The sequence below is a fragment of the Bacillus sp. 03113 genome (assembly GCF_006546985.1).
Taxonomy (GTDB): Bacteria; Bacillota; Bacilli; order Bacillales; family Cytobacillaceae; genus VATK01.
Map to the genome: position 1 here is coordinate 142,538 of NZ_VATK01000008.1, position 17,881 is coordinate 160,418.

Consider the following 17,881-nt stretch of genomic DNA (forward strand, 5'->3'; position numbering starts at 1 on the left):
AAAAGATGAATCCTTTAGGTAGTAGCAACCAAAAGGATCCTCGGAGTTGGAGTATACTCCTTTTTCTAGTAAGATTAAATATTAAACTTCATTGGAGTATAGTTAGAATACCATGATAGGTTATACTTAACATTTATTTAATTAAATTTTTTCTACATATTTCGTATTAGCTGTCACTAAGTTGCCACTTTTCAACTTGTACATTTTTGAACCGTTCACCATAAACGTCTTAACAACCGTGAAGATCTCTCCTGCTTTTTCTGTTGCTTTCTTTATTTCGCTTCACCATACGCAAGTGGATAGCCTTTTTGATGTAATTCAATGACAAGCTGCTTTGCGTGGTCTAATGTTGTATCGATTACGAATTTATATGGATCGTGGTCTTTAGGCTTTTCATAAGGAGCGTACTGGTTCAAATTAACTCCTTCGCATTTAAACCCTCTTTTTTCGTATTCTCCAACGAGTGCTGCAGCCTGAAAGAAAGCTGTGTTCGGTACAATAACTCGATATGGTTGTGATTGAACCGGTGCCGATTTAGGTGTGATGTCTGCATACCAAACCCAACTCATTATCTCAGCCAATAGTACCTTTTCTGGTGTAACTTGTTTGATAGTATATTGCTTATTTTTAACATGTGCTGGAATCTCTTGGCCAGTTGAATAGTGAGTTGCATGGTTTTGTAAGGTAACTTTTTGACCCTCATGAAACTGACTAGGTACAGACTGAGAAGGAGCTGGCTTATATTCTTTAATTGGTTCCTTATCGTACTGTGTTAAAAAGTTTCGTTGAATTACTCCTATGAGTTTTTCTGCATACTTAATATCAGTTGCGTAGCCAGAGGCACCCATTTTAATACAAGCGCGTTGATAATCTTTTTCTCCGATGACACCATGATACTTTGATCGATCCCAACTAACACCTTTTACAAGAAGTAAAGCATGATCCTCAAAAGATTCTGTCCATGTAGGGTATTTTCTAAATTTAGCTGTTATTACACTAACTTTTCCGTTTCTATCCTGTTCTTTAGTTTGCATTTTGATTGATTGCACTTGATATTCTCCTTTTACACCGAAAAGATTTTTACCTTTTATAGCTAGTCCTGACTTACCAAAATTTGATTCTAGACAAGCTTGAGCTAAGATCAAAGAAGGGAGAATATTATATTTCCAACCTATTTTTTGAGCGTGTGGAGCTACTTCAGTAATAAATGACATTTTTCATCTTCTCCTTTTATTATGTTTATGCCAAAAATAAAAAGAGCACCTAGTTAGGCGCCCTACTCAGATTGTTAAATTGTGTTTCTTTCGTGAACCAATATTTTCTTTTTCTACCCAATTAATGATTGATTAAGAGTTTTCACTTTAAAGTATTCTAAATGAACTGTATCATTAGTCCAAAGTCTCAACTCATCAGAGCTTAATTGTGGAAAGATCAGGTTACTTAATACATACGCCCCATCATTAACGAATATTTCCACAGTGCTTCGGTCTACAAAAATATCAAGTTTAATTTTTCCATTTAGAGGAAATACATTTTTAACAATTCTTGGCTTGGTAAACATCGCATCATCAATGATCAGTCCACTTTGAGAACGATTAAATACAAGTTCATTTAGTTCTTTATCGTATGTGATATCAGTATGTGTACCATTTCCGTCTCGTACAGAAATTCCAAATAGCCCATTTGTTAGGTCATCTATGTGAAAAGAAGACTCGATTGAATAAGATGTAACTCCATCTAGGATTTTAGCTTGTTGACTTGTTATAATTTGATCACCCCAAAACGAAATGTCTTGAAAGTTATCTCTTATACCCCATATTGGAGTTTGAAACATTCTTAACCCTTCAGTAGTAGACTTCAATCTAAGTTCTCTTACAATCGTAGCATTCCCAATGTAATTTTCGTAAGGAAGTTCTCTTGTATACTCCCAGTTAGTCATCCAAGCAATGTAGAAACGATAATTTCCATTGCAATAAGGAGCATCCCAAGTTACTCCGGTGTAACAATCTGTCCCATGATCTAACCATTGGACATCAGTCCCTGGATCTGGAGTAAAAGATATACCATCAAATTCACCAATAAAGTAAGCAGAGCCACTAGTATGCCCATAATTAAATCCATTTGCACATGGCATAAGTACCCACTTTTTATAGTTTGGATCATCATCTACATTAATTTGAAACAAATCAGGACACTCAATTATTCCAATATCTTGCCTTACGAATGAGGAAACATACACCCAATCTTTCAAGTTTGTCGATGTATAAAACCCAATCTTATCTAACTCTGCCATAAGCATTACCCATTTCTGAGTTGGCTCATGCCAAATAACTTTAGGATCCCGAAAATCCGCATTACCTGTCGGATTATACTGTACAAGACCATAATAACTAAATGAATTGCCATTGTCTGTACTGTACCATAGATGAGTTGATTGGTATTCGGGTGGCATTGTTACTAGTGCTATGATAGCTCCTGCACCAAAACCAGCCGTATTATTTGTATCAACTACTGCACTTCCTGTCCATGGATCCCCTGCAGGATTGCCACCATATTTATGAATCGCAACTCCTTCATCTTTCCAATGTACTAAATCTGTTGATGTAGCATGTCGCCATTCTGTTCCATTTTCTCCTATAGAAAAATCCTTATTATAGAGATAATAAAAATGATGAACTCCATTAATGTAAATAGGTCTTTGTACGTCACTCATCCATTCAGATGGTGGTGTAATATGGTATAGTGGTCTAAAATTTTCTGTCATAAATAAAACACCCTTCCCTTCCTTGCTTTGTTCTTTATATTTAAGCTTACTTTCCAGTTAATTTTTTAAATATAAAAAGCCACCCAGAATGGACAGCTTATTTTACTTTTGTTAATCCATGTTTCTTCAATAATTCTTTTTGCTTTTTACCTTTTGCAGTGACATAGTTGTTTTTAAACCAAGCGATTATTGCTGTTACTGCAGTAAAAACCGTTGATAGCACAAGTGTTTGTTCTTCTGATGTGCCAGGTATTTCGGTTAATCCATAAGTAGATAAAAATTGATTAAGCAATGCAATAAATAATACAATTGTTCTGATAGCTGTCCATTTATCCATGAGTTACACCTCCCTTCAATTCTTTATCCAATTTTGCTTTCAATCTTGTCCAGCTTCTCTATTACAACATCATATTTATCGCTGAACTTTCCTAGCACTTCATTCTGCTGCTCGATTACTTCATTTTGCTGATCGATCGTTTCATAAAGCCTTGCCTCCCTTTCCTTTGTTTCCTTTCTCGTGGACATAAAAAGCCAAACAAAAAGAACCGCGAACGGTCCCTGGGTGAGGAAATATTGATAATCTAGTTCCATAATTTATCTCCTTTCAAGTGCAAAATAAAAAGAGCTCATTTGAGCTCTTAAGAAATCATATTAATGTTGCGCAGTATGGTCATTTTTCTCAACATAAAAAAATAGACCTCTACTGAGATCTATAATTAATCTTTAGTAATATAAATTGGACTAGATGATATCGTTATCTTACTATTTTTAATTGATCCTATATTTTCTCCATACATAGATATAACTTCACCTTTAATATCATCTGGTATTGTAATTTCGTGAGAATGTTCAGTTGTCCAACTGGCTATTCTTATTTTCCCATCAACATTTTTAAAAACTAGAACATAATCATTGTTATTTCCTGTATAAATCCTTCTATTATATTTATATCCATTAAATATTTTATTTAACGCCTTAACACTGTAATAAGAAAGTTTAGGTTTAGTTACATCATTTTCTCTTAATCCAAAGTTATGTTCACCATTATTAGGATTAGTGCCATCATCTTTCCAATCATACCAAATGCTTATCGGTATCTTCTCATAATGATTTATTAAAAACATTCTAGCTGCATATTCAGCTTGCTGTTGGTCTGTTAAATTTAAGCCAGCCCATCCTTTTCCGGTAGAGTAACCCCATTCACCAGAAATTATAGGAACCTTTTTCTTAGTATATTTGGTTATTAATTCTCTTAACGATTGATAATCTTGAATTACTGTTTCTGGATTGTATCCACGATATGGGTGTACAGAAAGAGCATCAATATTATTGATCATGCCTCTTTTTAATATCTCATTCAACCAATCTAAAGATTGTTTATTTAGTCCAGCCAAAGCCGGCGCAACAATTATACCGCTAGGATCATTCTTTTTAATAACTTTAGACACTTCTTCTACTAGCAAAGCGTATTCATCATAGTTTGGTTTTGGTTCCCAGAAACCTCCATTTGGTTCATTCCATATTTCCCACACTATTCCTTTATTTTTATATCTAATTGTAGCCTCCTCAACAAATTTGCAAAAAGCCTTTCTTCCTTTTTCAGTTACTATAGAACTATTAGCTTCGTACAACTTATTACTATAATTCAAAATATAATAAGGAGTGATACCATTATCAATAAGTGAGTTTGTTAATTGATCATAACCAGTATTTTTAAAATCGAATTTACTTTTATTATTTTCTATTGTTGACCAAAACATGTCCCTGCGAACATATTTAAATCCTGCATCTTTTAATAAAGTAATATCAATTGGATTTCCTGTAAAATGAATATTAACACCAGTACCGTTATTAAAAATTTTGTTATTTAATTTATAGTATTTTAACTGGCTACTGCAAAAGAATATCACTAAAAACAATAAATATATTGAGATTGTGATAATTTTTCTATTTTTTTTTTCAATTATATCCATAATTTTTTCGCTATTTACCATGTTATTCTAGGAAAAAATCGTTTCTTTTTAACTACATTTAAGTTCTGTTCTTTTTCAAATTTAATGTAATGATCACCAATTATCATACACGCAAATACTAAAAGATAAATTTGAATATTTATATTGTAAATTCCAGTTACTAAAAAAGTTGATAAAAAACTTGTTATCCCCATATTAAAACTATTATGTGATGCTCTAACAATCTTTAAGCAATAATTCCAAATACTCATCATTATAAAAAACCAAAACAATAACCCTACTAAACCAATGTGCATTCCAAGAGCTAAATAATTATTATCAAGTATTAAATTATAACTTGAGTTACCGTTTTGATATACTCCAGAACCAAACAAGAATGTCCAAACATCTTTAAACCAAACATTTTTTACTGATATCCAGTTTGCTTGTCTAATTAATAAAGTTCTATTATCTACCAATGAACTTGAAAAAAGCATTGTTATTTTTGGTGCGAAATAATAAATTGCGTAACCAATTGCTAAATGAATAAAAGGAAGATATTTAACTACTTTAGATTTTTTATTAATTAGCATCACAGAAAGTATAGTTAACAAAAAACAAATGTAAATATTTCTTGTTAATGTCATATAAGTAGCAGTTGCGAATAAAATAATTACAATGAAATAGAAAAACTTATGACCTTTTTCAATTAAAAATTTTGAAAAAACAACAGATAAACATATACATAGAAAAAATCCAAATGATAGACCGGAATCAAATAATGAAAATGCTCGGAATGACTGTAAACTACCTGAATCATCCATAATATATTTAAAAGATGAAACATAGAAAGAACCATTCGGTGAACTTGTTGCAAGCAAAGGTTCCTTTAAAACATATTGAAAAATCCCTAACACAGATACTGGTACAGCTAGAAATAATAAAACACTGGAAATTTTATTAATAGAAATGCTTTTTTCTAAAAAGAAAAACATTGGCATGAAGAAAATTAAAGCATAGTATCCGTTATATCCTATTAATATTTCGCTCACAGAATATCCAATGCTTAGTAATCTTATGAAATTCAAAAACAGATATAACAAAAAAATCCACCATATTAATATAATTTTAGTTTTGTTCTTATATTGAAAGGAAAAAAATAATGAAAAAAACAGAAATCCAAACATAATAATCTTAACAGAAACAGTCGGAATAACTACATCACCGAATAGTGCTATTTGTAATTGTGGAAAAGCCCCGTTAATTAACGAGATTAAAATTAAAATTAAAATTAAAGAACTTACAACTTTTTTAATGTTCAATTTTTTATCCCCCTCAATTAATCCAAAAAATTTATATCTATATAGTTAATGAAGAAAACAAATAAACCAGTCATTATTAGCATGAACATCATATATTTCTCGTAAACAAAAAAAGTTAAAATGAAAATAATGGCTGATATACAAAAAAGAATAAGCAAAACATTATAGATTAGTTGAAAGTCCATAGTATTCCTCCCATGATAAATTAGTTAATATTTACTTATTACCTAATTTATCATTAAGTAGCCAAAGTAACAAACAAAGATTGAAAATTACAATGGTGCCAGACTATGTTATTATCTGTGAAATCGGCATATCCACTTGGTGCTATAGTCCCACTTGTCCCAGCATTTTTCGCAATTTAAACACGATGATCATTTGCAAGTATAACATCGTATTGATTATAAGCAGTGTTTTGCACCCAGTGGTTGTTACCCTAAAACCTCTTCTTGTGCATAATTTATAAACTGACTCATCTTTATAAACTCTTCCTTGTATTGCAAATGTTTTTTCACTTATGCTTGGCACTCCTAATCTCCCATTTTCAGCTATACTAATAAATTCGATAATGATATAAGCAACAGTAACGCCATCACCTAAATGTTGTGTACCAAATATTACTTTTTCTAGCAGATAAACAGATCCAACAATAATAAGAATGTGGACCTTCTTCACAAAACTTTCTCTTCCCCTTGCGCTGCTTAAAACCTCTTTCTTTGATCCTGCTGTAGTTCCTGATAGGAAGTCAGATGCCATAAGTATAATGAGTGTAGGAAAAGCCCAACCCATTGCCCCGACTATAAAAGACCAAACAGATCCTACCACAGTTGAAAAAGTTTTTATAAATGCAATAATATTTGTATCCATAATATCCCTCCTTATAATTATTCAAGAAAATAATGCGACGAATAATGTTAGATCTCTATGATCATCCCCTTTCAAGTCAAAATAAAAAGAGCCCAAAATTGAGCTCTTTTAATGCACTAAAATCATTTGCAGTAACTGTAACATAATTAAATATGCTAATAAAATTCTAATATGGACGTTATAAACAGCCTTGTAATCTTTAAAAATTAAAAATAATACTAATATTACAAAGCAAAACGCACCTATTAACTCTTGTTGACTTAGCAGTAGATTTAGCATTTTCATTTTTTGACACCTCCTCAACTTTGATTTTTTATTTTAGTAGAGTGGGTGTTAATTTATTCAATGAAAGACGCTTTATACTTGTTCAATAGGAATTCCGTTTAATATTACTCTTAAAAGAATTACTCACTTATAGCTTTTTGAAAATAAACCATTTAATCTCCTCCTAGCAATTAAAAATATGTTAAAATAATTGAAAATCACATTGAAGGGACAAAAACAATGAATAAAAGAGAGCAATGGTTAGATGTAGCAAAAGGTTTGGGTATAATTGCTGTTGTTATGGGACATGCACCAAATAACCCAACTTTGAGTCATTATTTATTTTGGTTTCACATGCCTCTATTTTTTGCATTATCTGGTTATTTACACAAACAACTAGAAACCCCCCCTCAGATAGCTGACTGGACAAAAAAACGAACCTTCCAACTTTTAGTCCCCTACATAACATTCGCGTGTTTAATTACAGTAGTTATTTATTCACATCAAATTTTAGAAAGAAAATTTATACTTGTTGATGCAGTGAAAAATATTTTAGGTTTAGCATATGGTGGAAAATATATGGTTGGTCCTTATGCTGTTTTTTGGTTTATTACGTGCTTATTAGCCACACAAATTTTATTTACCCTTATAACATATAAATTCAAATCAGCATCTATACAAATAAGTATTTTAATAGTCTTATTCATTATCGCTCATGTACAAACAACATTCACCAAGATTGATAGGATCCCATGGAATATTGATGTTGCGCTTATAGCTATTTTTTATTACGCATTTGGTTACTATTTTAAAAGGTTTAAAGACATCATTCTAAAAAATATCTTTATTATTTGTTTGGTATTTATTAGTTCATTATCTTTTATAATTTTAGATTCATCAGGGATAATTCAATATACTCTTGATATGAAAAATCATCTATATACTAATTTAATTTTTGATATCATAATCCCAATATGCTTTATTTTATCAGTGTTTATACTAAGCAATTTAATAGCCAAAATTAACTTTATTGGAGAAATAGGAAAGATGTCACTAACTATCATGTATCTCCATTTCCCTTTAAATTTTCTAGTTAAATATTTGTTCGGATGGTATAACTTTTATTCATTTGTGATTATAGGTTTAATAATACCCATCGCTATTCACTTAATCATTAAAAGGTATAAACTAACAAATTTATTATTTCAAGGGATTTCAATCAAGAAACAGAGACAAGTAAATTTAGAAATTAAAGGGCTCGCAAAATGAGCCCTCTTTTTTTAAAGCATTCTATTGTGTTATTTACTATAGACAATCAGATCAAGTTGAGATAAATATATATCTATTTTTTTATCTACCGTTGAAGGATTTTCCGTGTTTGTACACGTTATTCTTTGTTTATACGCAATGTTCGGATCAGGCAATTTCGGTTTATCAATTTTCCCCACTAACCTTTCGTTTAAATACCAAGCAGCTCCCTCATTTGGTTTCCAAACAATCTCGAACCATGTTGGCATATTTGAATTCCATGCTGTCACAGGTGTATTGCCATTGACAACTCCTGCAATAAGGGTAGCTATTTTTGAATCCCTCGTAAAATATAAACCATTTTGTAAGTTATTGCTGTATAACCCAAGTCTCATGATTATTACATCGTGATTCCTTGAAATTAATGTTTTTAATCTTATTTCATCGTATTTATTCGGGACAAAGGCGGGAAAGTTGATGCCAGATACACTACCATAAGCCGAACTAGTTAAGTTTAGTGACCCTCCATTTTCTAAGTTTTTTGCACTAACAGCTGCACTTCCTGATATTTCTGTTGTGAAATCAGTTGGTATTGCAGAACCGTTAAAATCCCATTTTAAATTTCGTTCATACAAACTGAATTTATCCATTTAGCGATACCTCCAAATCCATTACCGCAACTCCAATCCTTCTTCTCAAATCCGTATTATCATAGTCATGGAAGAACATATACAATTTATTGTTATAGGATAAGAAGTTAGGGCTCTCCAATCCACCTGATAAAGCCCATGACGGAATTTCCATAATTTTCATAGGAGTAACTTCTCTTTGGTTTAAACTTTCAATTGGAGCAGCATAGATATTTCTGACTGATTGGCCACTTACAAAGAAACACCACAATGTTCCCTGTAATTCTAGCAAACAAGGAGAACCGCCTAAAAATCCAACTAGATTAAAACTATCAGTAAAATTTTGGAATTGGTTATCGTACCATAATGGATGTGACAAACGATTCCAATTAACACCGTCACTTGATTCTGCATAACCTATATGAGCATGTTGATCAGAACCACTGTTTCTTCCTTGATAAACACCCACCCATTTCCCTTTATATCGAATAACACGAAAATAGGTTCTTTCTACCCCATCCCACGTTCCATTCAATGGGCAAGGAATCACTTCAATAGGATTTGAGAAGGTTAATCCATCTACACTTTCAGCCCGCCAAGTCGATTGTCTAGCTGGCGAACCATATAACCGATGAAAATACAGATAAAATTTATTTGTTAATTCATCAAACACAATGCAAGGAGAGCTAATGTGACCTGAAACTCCACCCATTTGCGTATCAAAAAAAGTGTCATTAATTAGTGGCGTGTCGATATCAGGATAAAATGCCCATGGTCCCGATGGATCTGGTGCAGTTGATAACCTTATTCCTCCGCCATCATGACCAGCCCAATACATATAAAATTTATCTAATGGGTTTTCTACTTTGTTGTCCATTCTAATAACTGATGCATAACTCGCTTGATTCTCTGTGCTTTCAGGAGGTTCAAACAAATATCCTCCTGAATCAACAAAATTAAAAGGCTTTGTATTTAATTGAATTGAATAATTAATTGCGCCATTTAGTGTGTTATCTAAGGCAGCTTGTGCATTATCTAACGCAGTTTGTGCTTTAATTAGTGCTTCTTTTGCTTTAATATACGAAATAACATCCATTATATTTTTACCCATCCTGTTCCATCACACATATAGCAATCCGTAGTATCTATTTCAAAGTACGTTGATCCAATTGGTATACCCATTGCAATGATATTTGGTTTTGTATCTGTTGATTTTCCAAAATATTCTTTTGCTGTTCTTGAGCCTTTTAAACGACCTGTGATAGTTGCGACATTAAATGTCATAGAAGTAGTTGATGTATTTTTTAATATAACATTTGTTGCATATCCTTTTAGATCGTACCATTCTGTGTAGGAATAAGGAGTATTAGGAGAAATTTTTTCAAGCAGTACAGAGTTTGCGGTAAACCGTTTATCGCCAGCCGTTCCCAAACTTGAATAATAGTGAGCTTTTAATTCTAAACCAACGATATTTGCATAATTTAACGCATTTAAACCAACCGAAAACTCCTGACATTCTTCGGAATACACTGTCCCTAACGTAATTTCACTTCCGGGCGGAACAACAACATTTGTAAAATTTTGTGAAGATCCTATTTTGGCTTTTACGTCAATTACACCCGTTTGCAATTCCGTTTTAACTGCTTGCACCTCAGATTTTAGTGAAGATACTTCTGCTTTAACATTATCATCATTAACTTGTATGACCTCTCCTTTGTCCCCTTTTTGTCTAGATGTTAATGTGATAACACTAAATGTTAAGTCAGTAGACAATGTATTTTTCAATAATACCGTCATCCCATATGCTTTGATATTGTGCCATTTCGATAAATAATAAGGCGAATTTGGAGAAATACTTTCTAAAAGTGAAGAATTAGCAGTGTATCTTAAAGAGCCAGTTTCGCCTGTTTTGGAAAAATAATGTGCTCTTAACTCTAAACCGTTTATGTTTGGATAACCAAATGAGCTCAAAGCAACCATAAATTCATGATGGTTATCTGTGTATACTCTATCCAGAACGACCTCACTGTTTGCAGGTACAACGAAATTTGTAAAGTCTTTAGATGTGCCAATTTCTTGAACAATACTCCCCGTTAGCTTCACAGCAGCTGGGTTAGTATCCGTCATAATTGGGTTACCAGATTCATCAACATTTTTTACTTTTAAGAATTTATTTATAATATGTGTTACATTAAGAAGCCCCAATTTAAACCCTCCTAAGCTAGCGTTTTAGATACGCCTGTTACTTCTCCGCTTGAATACTGCAAAGTGTAGGTGACTGTTTTCCCACCAGCTGACTCAGAAACAGATTGTACCTGACCTTGTTCGTCATAATTAATAGTTGTAGTCTTTATAACATTTGATCCGTCTTTTTCTTCAATTGTTGTTAAAAGACCATTTGAAAATATTAGATTTGTATTTCTTGAGTCAATTTCTAATAATGCAGCCATTTGTTCAAAGACTGCAGAATTAGAAGTTCCAACGATTTTATCGATATCATCACTAATATCTTGGAAATTTTCATTCGAATCATTTCGAAAATCCCGATCAAAAGGCACCCCTAAATTTTTATATCTCAATCTTCATACCTCCATTTTTCGCAAGAAAAAAGACAAGTCCATGACTTGTCTTTTCTCACCTATTTGAATTTGATTATCTATGATTCGATATTGAGGCAATTCTTGTTTAACTGTTTCTAAATCTTTTTCTGATATAAAAAAGAAGTGGTCAAACTGTTGAAGTGGAATCACTCTTTCACCTACTAAACTGTCAATTATTTTGCCTTCCATGTCAGTGTTGCAAAATAATAAGACTCCTCCCATTTTTACCCCTCCTTACCGATATATCTCACACTTCCGTACCCATAATCAGTTGAGTTTTCTCCATACATCCTCCAATATATGGCTCTTAAATTACCGGTTGGTGTACCAAGATCAATAAGCGCCTCTTTTCGATAGCCTTGTTCAGCATCCCACCGTGTCTCAGTAAAATAAGTTGAACTGACAACAATTTCGTCATTCTCGTCTGTTAAATCAAAAACGAGCGTGCCGAGCATGCCGTTTTCGGTCTTCATATTAACGACAACATGCAAGTATCTACAATCATGTTTAAATGTATATCGTTGAATATTGTCACGGTTAGTTGTGTGTACACGGTAAAATTGTCCATCTTTCTCAACGCCCTCCGTTTGAAAAGGCGGCTCACTCCCTTGGATTCCAAATGCATTTTGCAATATTCCATCATTGACGACTTTGTACCCATCTGGACGCTCAATGATCATAGCTCCCTTTGCGATATAAAGACCATCTGAATTTAGTTTTACATATTTATTCGAATCTGCTGCATTAATGGCAATAAGTTCATTCCCATCCCAATAAAAAAGATCATCGTCACCGATAATCTGAATATTGTTCGTTTTAATTTGTCCAGCTATCAGTAGTGCTGTGTTGATTCCTTCTGCAGTTATCGCATTTGGGAATGTAACTCCTCCATCTGTCGTAACACCGATGCCTGTGGATCGTAATACAACAAATTTATTAGGATCATTAGGATCCCTAGCGAGAATACCCATACCTGGCGGATATTCTAATTCTGTTAAAGAATTATTCAGTGCTTCGGTTGCCCGTTGAACAGATTCTTCGTATACGTCATAACGCAATTTCCCTTTGTTCTCATCATAAATTTTATTTAATAGCGACTTCTGATAACTTAAAAATGATTTTGCAAAAGTCTTTTTATAATTAGCTAGAGCAACTCTTGGTGACTTCTTACTCTCTGGATAAAGCTCTATTTCCATAATTCGAAGGTCAACGTCTACCCCCAATTCTTCTAAGATGGTTGGTACTACGTCTCCTCTTTCGGGTACTGGCTTTGTATATCCAGCGTCTTGCAGCACGATAAATTCTAAATCAAAAAATACGTCCGGTTCATCTTGAATGTTTGCTGCTAAATGCTCTATTAATGTATAGTTATTTGTTATCGTTTCATTTGAGTACGGTGGAGCATCTTTGTACTCAATATTGCCATCTTCGTCCATGTAAAAACTAGCATTAGGACTAACATATTCAGCAGAAACAATTGGTGTTCCATCTTGATTTCGCTTGCCTGTTCCCTTAATTCGCGTTGATAGATTACTTGTATCAATATTCTTTTTAAATGTCTTTATATTGTGATTATGCCTAAACTGCATGTCGATAAAAGAACCAATTTGGTTTCGAATTCTTATTTCATTTCCAATGATCTCAAACTCTGCTTCGAAGCGCTCTATTACTTTATTAAATAGTGCTAAACAGTTATCATTTCCAAAGTTTTCGAATTCCAAATTTCCAAAAGCATCAATTATGGAAAATGTCCAACGAGTCCCAGTAAAAATGAAAGAGAGTAATTCGTTTATTGACTTTAATCCTGTAGATAACACTGATTCTCTCCTAGTATCGATAATGTCATAAAATCGATGCCTAGCTTCTGTGATGATTTTGACCGGAGTGTTCTTAATCAGACGTTCATCCATTTTCTTAATACGATATTGATGACCTTCGTACCCAATGAATTCCTCATTTTGAATCAAATTAAATCCGAATTGATTCATTTCGGTTTTGGGAATAAAAAAAGAGAGTGGACCGTATTGGTTTACTCCTCCCTTTAAAACTAAATCTTTGTAATTACTTAATGGCTCAATTTCTCTATTTCTAGTTATGACCTCTAAAATATTAATCACCTACGATCTTAAAAATAATAAAACCGAAAATCGAAAGAGATTTCAAAGCTCCCTACAGCTCCTACTAATTCGAAATCATTCCAACCTGGAGCTAATTTTATTAATTTTCGGTTTGTATCTCCAAAAACAGGGACTATACCATTTTTAAGAGATCGAGTACGATTTATTTCAATAGATTCTCCAGCTGCTGTTGATCCATTATATGTCCAGGTGTTGAGTGTAGTAAGGTTCTTGATTTGTAGATTATTTGACTCTCCTTGATATTTAATAATCAAAGGAAATTTTTCTGGATCAATAGTCTCATCACCAGCGTTATAAATCTTGAATGTATTTGTATTAAGCTTGTATATTAAATCATCTGCTAATAATCCTTGACCGATTTGCCAAAGTTCTGCATCGAATGTAAGAGGATCTAATGTAGTTCCAATAGATTCGGAAAATGAACTATGGCTAATAAAATTTAGCATGAAATCACTGTAAGTCCCGATTTTAGATGGATCCCATTCATCACTTACTTCCACAAGCCAACGTTTACCAGGTTCAGAATCAACAATTAAATAAAATTCATCTAATATCATAAAGATCTGAAAAAGTTTATTTCGAAGAAGGGCATAATCATAACTATCCACTGCAAATGAGGAGCATTCAGCAATTATCTTACGTTCTCCCCATGTTTTTCCTAATCGTATAGATCCATTTATATTATCTGAAGTTTCGGTGTAAATTTGCGGTTTTGGTGAAAAGATCGTTAGCTTTTTTACTAAAACACCAAAATCATTGGCCATATCAAAGATTTTCCCGTCTTTTGTAACGATCTTAAAATTATCTAACGTTTTGATCACGATTTCACCCCCGCTTTGATGAGCTCGTTTTCAAATTCCAGCTGTTGTTTAGTCATAATTTCATCATATAAATCTTTATCCATTGACCCTTCTACGGTTATAAAGTTGGTAACTTGCTGACTATACGATCTTGGAGATTCATTTTGATTTGGCTTAACAAATCCAGCATCGATCATTCTAAAAAGATTTGCTTGTTGCGCTTCTGTTATAACCCATTCATTCCGAAGTAAGCGGACATCGACCTCATTATGCATGGGTGAATTCATAAATTGAGAAGCTAATCCACCTGTATGAAGCATAGGCATTTGACCATGACCTACGATCCCACCAGTATGATAGGTTCCTCTATTTATTCTATTGACTATTGCACGCGTAGGAGTTTGGACCACATTTACCGTTTTAGTAATAGATGCTCCTAACACACTGTTCATAGTGCGTCCTTCATTTGTGATCTCCTGTACTTTTGTTTTAGCTCCTTGAAGTCTGTCTATTTGTGATTGGATGGCTCCAACGGCCGCTTGGTATTCTTGGGTTGTCCTTGCGGCGGCAGGTGTACTAGCTTCGAGATTCCTTTTCTGCTCTTCAAGTTTTTCTATTTCTGCATCAATAACATTTAACGCTTCACCCTTTTTAGCAGTCAGACCAACTTGGCGAAGTTCCAAGTCAACCATTTTTTGGTTAACTGCATCTAGTTTGCCTATCTCTTCATCAATCTTAGCAGCTTCTTCACCTTTTGCCTTAATATTCTCTAGATTTTGAGCGTACTGATCACGAAGCTCTTGTAATTTTAAACGTTCTTTGACAGTTATACGATCTAATATAAATGCTTCTTCATTATTTCCTTTGTCTTTTGCAGTACGAATTTCAGCTTCTCTTTCCGCAACAAGATCAATTTGATCCTTTAGTTCTTTTTCAATGCTATTTCTTTCTTCTGAAAGCTGATTCAAATCTCCCTGAATTTGTTTTCTTTTTTCAAGATTTTCTTGCATATTCGCTTCTGCTGCTGCCTTTGCAGCTTCAAGATCAAGCCTTAGTTGTTCAACCTTCTCTTGTGTCAGTTTTTTAGCTGCATCTGTATTCTCCAACATTATTTTCCCTTGATCTGATAGAACAATATTTGATTCTGGAACCTTCTCTATTATTTTGTCGTTCAATTCTAGAAATTCCGCAAACTCTACGTTTGTCAATCCTGACTTTTCAAGAAGTTTATCTTGTTCGTCTTTCAATTTAGTAATAGTATTTGGATCAACTGTTTGCTTAATCTCGTTATTAATATCAAGATAACGACCAAGTTCATAGGTTGTAAGGCTCATTTTATTTTTCAATTCATCGTATCTAGATGTCATCGAATTGAGAGATTCTATTTCTTTTTGTGCAGTAACAAGACGTTCTAACGAAACCTCTTCCATTTCCCTCTGATGTACAATAGTACTTGCTATAGCACCACCAAGTAAAGAGATACCTACTATCAGCCATCCACCAGGACCCATAGAAAACATTAAACCTTTTACTGCGATCGCAAGCTTACTAATTGTAGAAATTGTAAGAGCAATGGCCGAAGAAGCACCTGCAAAAGCAATCCCAGCATTGACTGTAGACATATCCATTTCTGCAATCGTACTAACAGCATTTGCACCTAGTTTAGTAATGTCTGTTAAAAACGGAAGAAACTCTTTCCCTAGTTTTATTCCAATCGTTTCAAGGGCCCCATTTAGTTCGTCATAGGCTCCTTTTAAATTGTCTTTCATTACATCTGCAGCTGCTTTGGACGCACCAGCACTATCTTTTAGAGAATTTGTTAATTCATCTATGGTTTGAGGTCCTGCTTTCATAAGGGAAAGCATACCCGAAACAGCTTCAGTTCCAACAAGACTTGCCAACGTGGCTGCTTGTTGAGTCTCTGTTTGCCCTTCCATGGACTTCCTAAGGTTGTCCACTAATTTTGATAGGCCTACAAAGTTCCCTTTTGAATCCGTTATCGCAATGCCCATTTTCTTCATCATCTTTGAGTTTTCATCAGATGGATTTAAAAGAGAAAGTAACGTAGCACGTAACGTTGTACCTGCTTGCTCTCCTTCCATTCCCGCATTCGTCATTACCCCGATCGAAGCTGCCAATTCTTCAAGACTTATTCCAAGTGCAGCTGCAGGAGGACCAGCATATTTCAGTGCATATTGCATATCCGTGATATCAGCAGCTGAAATATTTGCTGTTTTAGCCAAGATATCTGCTACTTTACTTGCTTTACTAGCTTCTAACGAAAAAATATTAAGGGTTGATGCAACAACTTGAGAAGTTTTAGATAAATCGGCACCTGATGCTTCAGCTGCAGCAATAACCCCTGGCATGGCTGATATGATTTCATTAGCATTAAATCCCATCGCTGCCATCTCTTCAAAACCAACAGCAACTTCTGATGCTGATTTAGAAGTAGTAGCCCCTAAACTAAGAGCAGAATTCTCAAGATCTTTAAATTCATCATCCGTTGCACCCGATATGGCTTTTACACGGCTCATTTGCGCTTCGAAATCCATGGCTGTTTTTACACTTACACCGATGGCCGCAACAACAGCTGCACCAACACCAGCTGCCGCAGTTTGTATATCTGTTAACGATTCTTCGAATGACTTGGTCCCACTCTCAGCTCGCTCAATTTCAGCAGTGATTTTCTCAATTTCACTGCTATCCATCCCTAATCCTTCAAGCTCAGTTCTTACATCTGCTAACATTTGCTGAAGTATTTGTGGATTAGCTCTTCTAATTTGTTTGTTGATCTTGTCAATTTGTTCTGAAGATATCCCAATGGTTTGTAATGACGAATTTAATGATTGAAAACGGATATTTACGTCGTTTGCTGATCGGCCTGCATGTTGCAAATGATTTCTTGTATCTTCCATCCGTTGTTGGAATTGCTGTGATTCGAGCGTTAACCTTGCCCTTAATTCACCAAGATCCGTGGCCATTATTTTTTGATTACCTCCTTTCTATCAAGTTTTGTTGGCTCCTAAATTGGTCATCATGCGTAGCTCTTCCATTTTTTCACGAGAAAAGGATTGATTTAGATTTAATTCAGAGGTTAGTTGTTTCATAAATTTATTAAACTCTTCTTCTTCTAACGATCGTCGATTCGTAGCTAATTGAATCATCACTTTTTCAAGAACTTTATCGTTATGTTCCTTTGCCTTTTTTTCTAAAAGAACAGGTAGATCAACCATGTAATATTCGGTTTCAATTGCTATTTGTGAAACCCCTAATTTAAAAGCAGCTTGCAAAAGA

Annotated in this window: 18 protein-coding genes and 1 pseudogene; 1 reads left to right on the forward strand and 18 read right to left on the reverse strand. The window is 33.9% G+C overall.

Features of this window, described 5'->3' with window-relative positions; translation table 11 throughout:
* Nucleotides 1-141: 141 nt before the first annotated feature.
* The 9 genes and pseudogenes from FDO66_RS21230 to FDO66_RS20810 all read right to left on the reverse strand — a co-directional run.
* Nucleotides 142-258, reverse strand: a pseudogene (locus FDO66_RS21230) (N-acetylmuramoyl-L-alanine amidase); the annotation flags it as partial.
* A gap of 14 nt (nt 259-272) precedes the next feature.
* Nucleotides 273-1,214 (reverse strand): glycoside hydrolase family 73 protein, encoded by a 942-nt coding sequence (locus tag FDO66_RS09475; protein WP_141432399.1) that lies wholly within the window; start codon nt 1,212-1,214, stop codon nt 273-275.
* Nucleotides 1,215-1,327: 113 nt separating this feature from the next.
* Nucleotides 1,328-2,764: a glycoside hydrolase family 32 protein gene (locus tag FDO66_RS09480; RefSeq protein WP_141432400.1), complete on the reverse strand. Its 1,437-nt coding sequence runs from the start codon at nt 2,762-2,764 to the stop codon at nt 1,328-1,330.
* Between the two features lie 97 nt (nt 2,765-2,861).
* Complete coding sequence (locus tag FDO66_RS09485) at nt 2,862-3,101, reverse strand: phage holin (protein WP_141432401.1); 240 nt, start codon at nt 3,099-3,101, stop codon at nt 2,862-2,864.
* A gap of 23 nt (nt 3,102-3,124) precedes the next feature.
* Complete coding sequence (locus FDO66_RS09490) at nt 3,125-3,355, reverse strand: BhlA/UviB family holin-like peptide (RefSeq protein WP_141432402.1); 231 nt, start codon at nt 3,353-3,355, stop codon at nt 3,125-3,127.
* Between the two features lie 125 nt (nt 3,356-3,480).
* Nucleotides 3,481-4,758: a glycoside hydrolase family 5 protein gene (locus tag FDO66_RS09495; protein ID WP_258535681.1), complete on the reverse strand. Its 1,278-nt coding sequence runs from the start codon at nt 4,756-4,758 to the stop codon at nt 3,481-3,483.
* Nucleotides 4,752-6,038 carry a hypothetical protein gene (locus tag FDO66_RS09500; protein ID WP_141432404.1) on the reverse strand — a complete coding sequence of 429 codons (1,287 nt, stop codon included), beginning with the start codon at nt 6,036-6,038 and terminating at the stop codon, nt 4,752-4,754. Before FDO66_RS09500 ends, FDO66_RS09495 begins: the two co-directional genes overlap by 7 nt.
* A 327-nt stretch (nt 6,039-6,365) precedes the next feature.
* Nucleotides 6,366-6,905: a phage holin family protein gene (locus FDO66_RS09505; protein WP_141432405.1), complete on the reverse strand. Its 540-nt coding sequence runs from the start codon at nt 6,903-6,905 to the stop codon at nt 6,366-6,368.
* Between the two features lie 108 nt (nt 6,906-7,013).
* On the reverse strand, nt 7,014-7,190 hold the full coding sequence (locus FDO66_RS20810) for a hypothetical protein (protein ID WP_181444511.1): 177 nt from the start codon (nt 7,188-7,190) through the stop codon (nt 7,014-7,016).
* Nucleotides 7,191-7,409: 219 nt separating this feature from the next.
* Here FDO66_RS20810 and FDO66_RS09510 point away from each other — a divergent pair, with 219 nt between their 5' ends.
* Nucleotides 7,410-8,438 carry an acyltransferase family protein gene (locus tag FDO66_RS09510; protein ID WP_141432406.1) on the forward strand — a complete coding sequence of 343 codons (1,029 nt, stop codon included), beginning with the start codon at nt 7,410-7,412 and terminating at the stop codon, nt 8,436-8,438.
* A gap of 29 nt (nt 8,439-8,467) precedes the next feature.
* On the opposite strand, the gene FDO66_RS09515 is transcribed toward FDO66_RS09510, so the two are convergent.
* The 9 genes from FDO66_RS09515 to FDO66_RS09555 are packed head-to-tail and all read right to left on the reverse strand — an operon-like array spanning nt 8,468 to nt 17,877.
* Nucleotides 8,468-9,067: a hypothetical protein gene (locus FDO66_RS09515; protein ID WP_141432407.1), complete on the reverse strand. Its 600-nt coding sequence runs from the start codon at nt 9,065-9,067 to the stop codon at nt 8,468-8,470.
* Nucleotides 9,060-10,142: a glycoside hydrolase family protein gene (locus FDO66_RS09520; RefSeq protein WP_181444512.1), complete on the reverse strand. Its 1,083-nt coding sequence runs from the start codon at nt 10,140-10,142 to the stop codon at nt 9,060-9,062. The genes FDO66_RS09515 and FDO66_RS09520 overlap by 8 nt, the downstream gene beginning before the upstream one ends.
* Nucleotides 10,142-11,251 (reverse strand): hypothetical protein, encoded by a 1,110-nt coding sequence (locus tag FDO66_RS09525; RefSeq protein ID WP_141432409.1) that lies wholly within the window; start codon nt 11,249-11,251, stop codon nt 10,142-10,144. Before FDO66_RS09525 ends, FDO66_RS09520 begins: the two co-directional genes overlap by 1 nt.
* 11 nt (nt 11,252-11,262) lie before the next feature.
* Entirely contained in the window at nt 11,263-11,625 is a 363-nt protein-coding gene (locus FDO66_RS09530) for a hypothetical protein (RefSeq protein ID WP_141432410.1), read from the reverse strand.
* Between the two features lie 3 nt (nt 11,626-11,628).
* Nucleotides 11,629-11,868 carry a hypothetical protein gene (locus FDO66_RS09535; protein WP_141432411.1) on the reverse strand — a complete coding sequence of 80 codons (240 nt, stop codon included), beginning with the start codon at nt 11,866-11,868 and terminating at the stop codon, nt 11,629-11,631.
* 2 nt (nt 11,869-11,870) lie between these two features.
* Nucleotides 11,871-13,763 (reverse strand): phage tail protein, encoded by a 1,893-nt coding sequence (locus FDO66_RS09540; RefSeq protein WP_141432412.1) that lies wholly within the window; start codon nt 13,761-13,763, stop codon nt 11,871-11,873.
* An 8-nt stretch (nt 13,764-13,771) separates the two neighbouring features.
* Entirely contained in the window at nt 13,772-14,605 is an 834-nt protein-coding gene (locus FDO66_RS09545) for a phage tail family protein (protein ID WP_258535682.1), read from the reverse strand.
* Nucleotides 14,602-17,568 (reverse strand): phage tail tape measure protein, encoded by a 2,967-nt coding sequence (locus FDO66_RS09550; protein ID WP_141432413.1) that lies wholly within the window; start codon nt 17,566-17,568, stop codon nt 14,602-14,604. The genes FDO66_RS09545 and FDO66_RS09550 overlap by 4 nt, the downstream gene beginning before the upstream one ends.
* A gap of 24 nt (nt 17,569-17,592) precedes the next feature.
* On the reverse strand, nt 17,593-17,877 hold the full coding sequence (locus FDO66_RS09555; protein WP_141432414.1) for a hypothetical protein: 285 nt from the start codon (nt 17,875-17,877) through the stop codon (nt 17,593-17,595).
* Between the last annotated feature and the right edge of the window lie 4 nt (nt 17,878-17,881).

Coding starts and splice junctions, on each gene's coding strand:
- FDO66_RS09475 (WP_141432399.1), bottom strand. CDS start 1,214: ATGTCATTTATTACTGAAGTAGCTCCACACGCTCAAAAAATAGGTTGG.
- FDO66_RS09480 (WP_141432400.1), bottom strand. CDS start 2,764: ATGACAGAAAATTTTAGACCACTATACCATATTACACCACCATCTGAA.
- FDO66_RS09485 (WP_141432401.1), bottom strand. CDS start 3,101: ATGGATAAATGGACAGCTATCAGAACAATTGTATTATTTATTGCATTG.
- FDO66_RS09490 (WP_141432402.1), bottom strand. CDS start 3,355: ATGGAACTAGATTATCAATATTTCCTCACCCAGGGACCGTTCGCGGTT.
- FDO66_RS09495 (WP_258535681.1), bottom strand. CDS start 4,758: ATGGTAAATAGCGAAAAAATTATGGATATAATTGAAAAAAAAAATAGA.
- FDO66_RS09505 (WP_141432405.1), bottom strand. CDS start 6,905: ATGGATACAAATATTATTGCATTTATAAAAACTTTTTCAACTGTGGTA.
- FDO66_RS20810 (WP_181444511.1), bottom strand. CDS start 7,190: ATGAAAATGCTAAATCTACTGCTAAGTCAACAAGAGTTAATAGGTGCG.
- FDO66_RS09510 (WP_141432406.1), top strand. CDS start 7,410: ATGAATAAAAGAGAGCAATGGTTAGATGTAGCAAAAGGTTTGGGTATA.
- FDO66_RS09515 (WP_141432407.1), bottom strand. CDS start 9,067: ATGGATAAATTCAGTTTGTATGAACGAAATTTAAAATGGGATTTTAAC.
- FDO66_RS09520 (WP_181444512.1), bottom strand. CDS start 10,142: ATGGATGTTATTTCGTATATTAAAGCAAAAGAAGCACTAATTAAAGCA.
- FDO66_RS09535 (WP_141432411.1), bottom strand. CDS start 11,868: ATGGGAGGAGTCTTATTATTTTGCAACACTGACATGGAAGGCAAAATA.
- FDO66_RS09550 (WP_141432413.1), bottom strand. CDS start 17,568: ATGGCCACGGATCTTGGTGAATTAAGGGCAAGGTTAACGCTCGAATCA.